The sequence below is a fragment of the Micromonospora sp. NPDC049523 genome, assembly GCF_040676775.1.
Lineage (GTDB): Bacteria > Actinomycetota > Actinomycetes > Mycobacteriales > Micromonosporaceae > Micromonospora_G.
In genome coordinates this window covers 63,154-69,976 of sequence record NZ_JBFAPP010000024.1, presented here as the reverse complement: position 1 = coordinate 69,976, position 6,823 = coordinate 63,154, and the positions used below count along the sequence as shown (strand labels likewise).

The window sequence follows — 6,823 nt, the reverse complement described above, 5'->3', positions numbered from 1 at the left end:
GGGACGGCGGCGGGCGCGGCCGTCCCGCGGCGGGCAGGCAGGCGGGACACGGTGCCGGTGTCCGTCCGACCGGGCGGAGCACCGGTGACGGTCAGGCCCGCAGTGCCCCGGCCGGGTACGCCGGCACCGAGTTGGCCAGGTCGCGGTGGGCCACGATCGACTCCAGGATCTCGGCGGCGCGTACGGAGCCGTTGGACAGCAGGGAGGAGCTGATCCCGTGACTGTGCTCGGTGCCGCCCTGCAGGTAGATGCCGCAGCGCAGCTCTTCGCTGGTGCAGACCCGGTAGTCCCGGTCCAGCCGCAGTCGGCCGAATTCGTCGCGGTGGCAGTAGCGGCTCAGCTCACCGAGCATGGTGGCCGGGTCGACCGGGTCGTAACCGGTGGCGCAGATCAGCACGTCCGCGTCGAGTACGGCGGGCTGCCCGGTGATCAACGTCTCGATGGTGACCTGTACGCCGTCGGGGTGCGACACGGCGGCGCGCAGCCGGGAGGTGTTGAGCAGCCGCAGCCGGGATTGGCCGAGCACCTGTTCCCGGTAGCTGCGGCGGTACAGCTCGGCGATGAGGTCGCCGTCCACCACGGAGTAGTTGGTGTTGCCGTGGTAGTCCATGAGCTGGGTCTTCACCTCGGCGGGCGCGTCGAAGTAGTCGTCGACGGCGCCCGGGTCGAAGATCCGGTTGGCGAACGAGCTGTCGTCGGCCGGGCTGTAGCCGTAGCGGGAGAAGACGGCGCAGACCTCGGCGTCGGGGAACCGCTCGTGCAGGTGCGCGGTGACCTCGGCGGCGCTCTGTCCGGCGCCGACGACGACGAACCGCGACGGGGCGGGGCCGGTGCGTCGGGCGAGGTTGAACAGCAGGTCGCGGCTGTGCCAGATCCGGTCGCCGGTGATCACGCCGGCCGGCAGCCGAGGTGTGAGACCGGTGGCGAGCACGAGGTTGCGGGCGCGGTGCACGGTGGTGCCCTGGCCGGTGTCGACCAGCACGTCGACCAGCTCGATGCCGTCCTCGGTGGTCACCGGGCGTACGCCGATCACCTCGTGGCCGTACCGGACCAGGTTGTCGACCTGGGCGGCGGCCCATTCGAGGTAGTCGTGGTACTCGATCCGCAGCGGGTAGAGCGTCTTGTGGTTGATGAAGTCGACCAGCCGGTCCTTGGCGTGCAGGTAGGCCAGGAAGCTGAACCGGCTGGTCGGGTTGCGGAGCGTGACCAGGTCCTTGAGGAAGGAAACCTGCATGGTCGCGTCGTCGAGCAGCATGCCCCGGTGCCAGCCGAAGCTCTGTTGTCGTTCGAGGAAGACCGCGCTCAGCGGCCGTTTCACCTCGCCCGGTCCGGTTGTGCCGGCCTGCTCGGTCAGGGCGATGGCCAAGGCCAGGTTGGACGGCCCGAACCCCACTCCGACGATGTCGTGAACAGGCACCTCGTCATGCGGCGGTACGTGCGCCATGGACCACACCCCTAGATCGTCGATTTAGGGTAGGCTACCCTTGCTTCAAATCTCGGTCAATGAGTCGACAGCAACACCGCACACGCTAGCTAGGTAAGCCTTGCCTGACTAGTATCCCCTATCGCCAGGAGGCCTCCACATGCGAGTGATCATGTTCGGTTACCAGACCTGGGGTCATCGGACCCTGCAGGCGCTGCTGGACTCGGAACATGAGGTCGTCATGGTGGTGACGCATCCCAAGAGCGATCACGCGTACGAGCAGATGTGGGACGACTCGGTGGCGGACCTGGCCCGCGCGCACGACGTACCGGTGCTGTTGCGCCAGCGCCCGGACGACGAACTGGCCGACCAGGTCAAGCAGGCCGACGCGGACGTGATCGTGGCCACCAACTGGCGCACCTGGCTCCCCCCGGCGATCTTCAACATCCCTCGTCACGGCACCCTCAACGTGCACGACTCGCTGCTGCCCAAGTACGCCGGCTTCTCCCCGCTGATCTGGGCTCTGATCAACGGCGAGCCGGAGGTCGGGGTCACCGCGCACCTGATGGACGACACCCTGGACGGCGGCGACATCGTGCTTCAGCGCGCGGTGCCGGTCGGGCCGACCGACACCACCGCGAACCTGTTCCACCGCACGCTGGCGCTGTTCGGGCCGATCACACTGGATGGCCTGGCGCTGATCGAATCCGGTCGCACGGACTGGACCAAGCAGGACCCGAGCCAGGGCAGCTTCTTCCACAAGCGGTCCATCCAGGACAGCCTGATCGACTGGACCTGGCCGGCAGAAGACCTGGAGCGGCTGGTCCGGGCGCTGGCCGACCCGTACCCGAACGCGTTCACCCACCACCGGGGCGAGCGGATCCGGGTCATCGAGGCCGGGGTGTCGCGCGGCTACTACGGCGGCACCCCCGGCCGGGTTTTCATCAAGGAAGGCGACGGCATCGTCATCGTCGCGGGCAGCGAGGCCCGGCACGGCCGCAGCCACGGCCTGGTGATCAAGCGGGTACGCACCGACGACGGCACCGAGTACCCGGCGACCGAGTACTTCCACACCATGGGCGGTTACCTCACCAACCAGCCCTGACAACCAAGCTCGGGCGGTTCCGGCTCCAGTGCGTCGAGCACCGGCCCCGGAACCGCCCGAGCCGTCAGTTCTCCTGGGACCGGCCCCGTCGCCAGTACCCCATGAAGGCCACCGCGCGCCGGTCGATCCCGCGCTCCCCCACCAGGTGGCGACGCATCGCCACCACCGCACCCGCCTCCCCGGCGAGCCAGGCGTAGAAGCCGGCCGAGCCGTCCGTGTCACCCGGCTCGGGTACGTCCCACGGGTCCTCGCCGTCGTCCGCCAGCTCGGGTCTACCTCCGCCACCCGTGGCGGCGCGCTCCGGATGTCCGGGCTGGACGGTCGAGGTCGCGCCCACCGGCACCGGTACCAGGTCCGTGAGCAGGTCGCGTACCACCGGTCCGAGACGCTCGCCCCGGCTGCGGGACAACCAGATCACCGTCACACCGGCCGGCGCCTCGAACTCGACGGCGTCGGCGGGCTCCGCCACCTCCAGCACCACCGTCGCCCGGTCCTCGGGTCCGAGTGCCTCGGCGATGGCGGACGCCGCCGGCAGGGCGGCCTCGTCCGCGGCCAGCAGCAGCCGCCTCGGGTGCGGCGGCGGCGCCCAGGCCACGTCGCCGACGGGTCCGGGATGTCCGGCCACCGGGCCGATGATGGTGATCGAGTCACCGGGGCGGGCGGCACCCGCCCAGCGCGACGCCGGCCCGATGTCACCGTGCAGGACGAAGTCCAGGTCGAGTTCGCGCCGTTCCGGCCGGAACGCCCGCACGGTGTACGTCCGCAGCGGCGGGCGCCGGTCGACCGGGACCGACTGCCACCGCTGCACCCAGTCGGGGCCGGTGGGCAGCTCGTCGGGATCGCCGTTGGGCGGGAACAGCAGGTTGATCCGCTGGTCGAAGCCGTGACCGGCGAACCCCGCGAGGGATTCGCCGGCCACGGTCACGCGTACGAAGGTCGGGCTCAGGCGCTGCACCCGGAGCACCCGTACGGCGAACGGCAGGTAGGCCGCCACGTCTACCGACCGGGCGCGACGAGCATCGGCAGGAGTTGGTCGATCGCGTACGGAACGCTGAGCACGGTGACGAAGGACAGTGCGGCACCGACCGGCGGCTCCATGTAGGGCACGAACACGGCCCGCTGCTCCTTGGCCACCTTCAGCGCCGCGTAAACCGGGTCGGCCTTGACCCGCGGCTCCACCGACTCGTCGGTGGTCAGCAGCACCAGCCGGTCCACGTCGAGCAGGTCCAGCCGCTCCGAGCTGATCACCGCGGCGGTGTCCTTGCCGGCGACCTGTTCGACCTGCTCGGAGAGCTTGAAGCCCATCTCGTTGAGCAGTTGCGCCTTGGGGTCGCTCTTGGCGAACGCGGCGTACGTGCCCGGCTCGCTCGGGTCCGCCACCACGGCGGTCTGGGTCGCGAACTCCGGGTGCTGCTTGCGGATGTCGGCGAGGCGCTGGTCGATCGCGGCGAGCAGCTCGTCGACCTTCGGCTGCTGACCGAGGGCCTGCCCGATCACCCGGGCCATCTCGTCCCACGGCGTGGAGTAGTCGTCGTACTTCTTGGACTGGGCGACCACCGGGGCGATCTTCGACAGGGTGGTGTACTGCTCCTGCGTCATGCCCGAATACTGCGCGATGATCAGGTCAGGCTTCAGCGCGACGATCTTCTCGACCTGGTACTCGTCCCGCTCGCCGACGATCTCCGGCGGGGTGGTGCCCCACTTGTCCTTCATCCAGGCCCAGTTGCCGAACGGGCGCTCGCCGAACCAGTCGACCGCGCCGACCGGCTTGATGCCCAACGCCAGCACCGTGTCCTGGTCACTGAGCCCCAGGGTGACCACGCGGGTGGCCGCCTTGGTGACGGTGGTGGAACCGTACTTGTGCTCGATGGTGACCGGGAACGCCCCGGAGTTCGCCGATGGCGCGGCGGTCTCGGGCTCGGCGGATTCGCCACCGCAGGCGGCCACTGTGGCGGTCAAGGCCACCGCCAGCAGCGTCCGCGCCAGCAGGCCGGACCGGCCATTGACTATCTTCGACGGGCTAAGCATTGGTCCCCTTCGGGAATCGCGTCGCGCTGAGCCTCGGCACCGGCCGAGGAGAGGTTGCCATATAGTAAGGGTCGGCTTACCTAACCTCAAGCCGTAGGATGCTCGCACCCGTGTCGAGCGACGATCAACGCCGCGAAGACACCACCGCGAGGGGAGACCATGTGAGCGCACCGATCAGGCCACCCACGGTGCGCGGGCGCACCCGACACCACGTGGTCGCGCTCACCGCCGGGTTGCTCGTACTCGCTCTGGTCTGCCTGCTGTCGATCGCGATCGGAGCCCGGCAGATCCCGCTCACCCAGGTCGTGTCGTCCCTTGTGGACCCCGGCCGGGCACCCGAGGACATCCTCGCGATCGTACGCGGGCTGCGGTTGCCGCGTACCGCGCTCGGGCTGCTGGCCGGTGCCGCTATCGGCCTGGCCGGTGCCGTGATGCAGGGACTGACCCGCAATCCGCTGGCCGACCCGGGACTGCTCGGGGTCAGCGCCGGCGCGGCCTTCGGCATCGTCACCGCGAGCGCTGTGCTGCATCTCACCGGCCTGTACGGCTACATCTGGTTCGCCATCCTCGGCGCGCTGCTGGCCAGCGCCGTCGTCTACCTGCTCGGCGGGGTGGGACGCGGCGGCGCGACCCCGGTGAAACTGGCCCTGGCCGGAGTCGGGGTGACCCTGCTGCTCGGCTCCCTGACCAGCGCCATCGTGCTGGCCAGCCCGCTCGCACTGGACCGCTACCGGTACTGGACCGCCGGCTCCATCGCCGGGCAGACCAGTGGCACCCTGCTGCGGGTGCTGCCGTTCCTCGCCGTCGGCATCCTCGCCGCGCTCGCCCTCGCACCCGCGCTGAACAGCCTCGCCCTCGGCGACCAGGTGGCCACCGCACTCGGCCGCCGGGTCGGCCTGATCCGGCTGGGCGGAGCCGCCGCCGTCACCGTGCTGGCCGCCGCCACGGTCGCGGTGACCGGACCGATCGTCTTCGTCGGGCTGGTCGTACCGCACCTGGTGCGGATGATCACCGGGCCGGACTATCGCTGGCTGCTGCCGTACACCCTGGTCCTGGCCCCGATCCTGCTGCTGACGGCGGACATCGCCGGCCGGGTGGTGGCCCGGCCCGGCGAGATCCAGGTCGGCGTCATCGTCGCCTTCCTCGGTGCGCCGTTCTTCATCGCCCTGGTCCGCCGACGTCGGCTGGCGGAACTCTGATGGCGCTGCTCGAACTCTCCACCGAAGCCGGACGGGCCACGTTCCGGCTGGGCCGGGGCGCCGTGTCCGGCGTGGTGTCCGTACGCGTGCTGGTGGTCACCACCGTGCTCGCGGTCGCCACCTTCGGGGTGTTCTGCCTCGGCGTCGCCACCGGTGACTACCCGATATCGGTCACCGACGTGGTCCCCGCCCTGTTCGGTGTCGGCGACTCCGGCACCCTGCTCGTGGTCAACGAGCTGCGCCTGCCCCGGGTGCTGGTCGGCCTGCTCGTCGGAGCCGCCTTCGGCATCTCCGGTGCGGTGTTCCAGACCATGACCCGCAACCCGCTCGCCAGCCCCGACATGATCGGGGTGATCGCCGGCGCGCAGACCGCGGTGGTCGCCGGCATCGTGCTCGGCTTCGGCGCCGGGCTCGGCACCCAGGCGCTCGGCCTGCTCGGCGCCCTCGTCGCCGCCCTCGCGGTGTACGTGCTCGCGTGGGGACGCGGGGCGACCGGTTACCGGATCGTCCTGGTCGGCATCGGGGTCGCCTGGATGTGCACCAGCGCCACCGACTACCTGATCGCCAAGGCGTTGCCGTTCGAAGCGCAGAAGGCCGTCGGCTGGCTGGTCGGCAGCCTCAACGAACGCGGCTGGCAACACGTACGCCCGATCGGGCTGGCGCTGGCGGTGCTCGTACCCGCAACCCTGCTGCTCAGCCGCTGGCTGCGTACGCTGCAACTCGGCGAGGCGGTCGCCACCGGCCTCGGTACGCACGTCGCCCGCGCCCAGTTGGCGCTGCTGGTGACCGCCGTCGGCCTGGCCGCGTTCGGTACCGCCGCCGCCGGCCCGATCCTGTTCGTCGCGCTGATCGCGCCGCAGATCGCGCAGCGGCTGGCCGCCGTGGCCGCACCGCCGCTGCTGGTCTCCGCGCTGACCGGGTCCCTGATCGTGCTGACCGGTGACCTGATCGCCCGGCACGTGCTGCCCGACGACCACCTGCCCGTCGGGGTGGTGACCGGTGTGCTCGGTGCCCCGGTCCTGCTCTGGCTCCTCGCCCGCGCCAACCGAACCGGCTCCGGAGGATGAC

6 protein-coding genes are annotated in these 6,823 nt (G+C 70.6%); 3 read left to right on the top strand and 3 right to left on the bottom strand.

The window, feature by feature from the left end; genetic code table 11:
* Positions 1-91 precede the first annotated feature (91 nt).
* The gene (locus AB0J90_RS29465; protein WP_363601360.1) at positions 92-1,444 is read right to left on the bottom strand and encodes a lysine N(6)-hydroxylase/L-ornithine N(5)-oxygenase family protein; all 1,353 of its coding nucleotides are present in this window, start codon (positions 1,442-1,444) and stop codon (positions 92-94) included.
* 139 nt (positions 1,445-1,583) lie between these two features.
* Between AB0J90_RS29465 and AB0J90_RS29460 the strand changes: the two genes are divergently transcribed.
* Positions 1,584-2,528 carry a methionyl-tRNA formyltransferase gene (locus AB0J90_RS29460; RefSeq protein WP_363601358.1) on the top strand — a complete coding sequence of 315 codons (945 nt, stop codon included), beginning with the start codon at positions 1,584-1,586 and terminating at the stop codon, positions 2,526-2,528.
* 64 nt (positions 2,529-2,592) lie between these two features.
* Here the strand turns inward: AB0J90_RS29460 and AB0J90_RS29455 are convergent, their stop codons facing one another.
* On the bottom strand, positions 2,593-3,522 hold the full coding sequence (locus AB0J90_RS29455) for a siderophore-interacting protein (RefSeq protein ID WP_363601356.1): 930 nt from the start codon (positions 3,520-3,522) through the stop codon (positions 2,593-2,595).
* A 2-nt stretch (positions 3,523-3,524) separates the two neighbouring features.
* The gene (locus AB0J90_RS29450; protein WP_363601354.1) at positions 3,525-4,556 is read right to left on the bottom strand and encodes an iron-siderophore ABC transporter substrate-binding protein; all 1,032 of its coding nucleotides are present in this window, start codon (positions 4,554-4,556) and stop codon (positions 3,525-3,527) included.
* Positions 4,557-4,717: 161 nt separating this feature from the next.
* On the opposite strand from AB0J90_RS29450, the gene AB0J90_RS29445 reads away from it, so the two are divergent.
* Positions 4,718-5,755, top strand: a complete 1,038-nt coding sequence (locus AB0J90_RS29445; protein WP_363601352.1) for an iron chelate uptake ABC transporter family permease subunit — start codon at positions 4,718-4,720, stop codon at positions 5,753-5,755.
* On the top strand, positions 5,755-6,822 hold the full coding sequence (locus AB0J90_RS29440) for an iron chelate uptake ABC transporter family permease subunit (protein WP_363601350.1): 1,068 nt from the start codon (positions 5,755-5,757) through the stop codon (positions 6,820-6,822). The genes AB0J90_RS29445 and AB0J90_RS29440 overlap by 1 nt, the downstream gene beginning before the upstream one ends.
* The last annotated feature ends 1 nt before the right edge of the window (position 6,823 follow it).

Excerpts from the sequence above, each read along its gene's own strand:
- AB0J90_RS29440 (WP_363601350.1), top strand. The coding sequence starts at position 5,755 with ATGGCGCTGCTCGAACTCTCCACCGAAGCCGGACGGGCCACGTTCCGG.
- AB0J90_RS29460 (WP_363601358.1), top strand. The coding sequence starts at position 1,584 with ATGCGAGTGATCATGTTCGGTTACCAGACCTGGGGTCATCGGACCCTG.
- AB0J90_RS29465 (WP_363601360.1), bottom strand. The coding sequence starts at position 1,444 with ATGGCGCACGTACCGCCGCATGACGAGGTGCCTGTTCACGACATCGTC.
- AB0J90_RS29450 (WP_363601354.1), bottom strand. The coding sequence starts at position 4,556 with ATGCTTAGCCCGTCGAAGATAGTCAATGGCCGGTCCGGCCTGCTGGCG.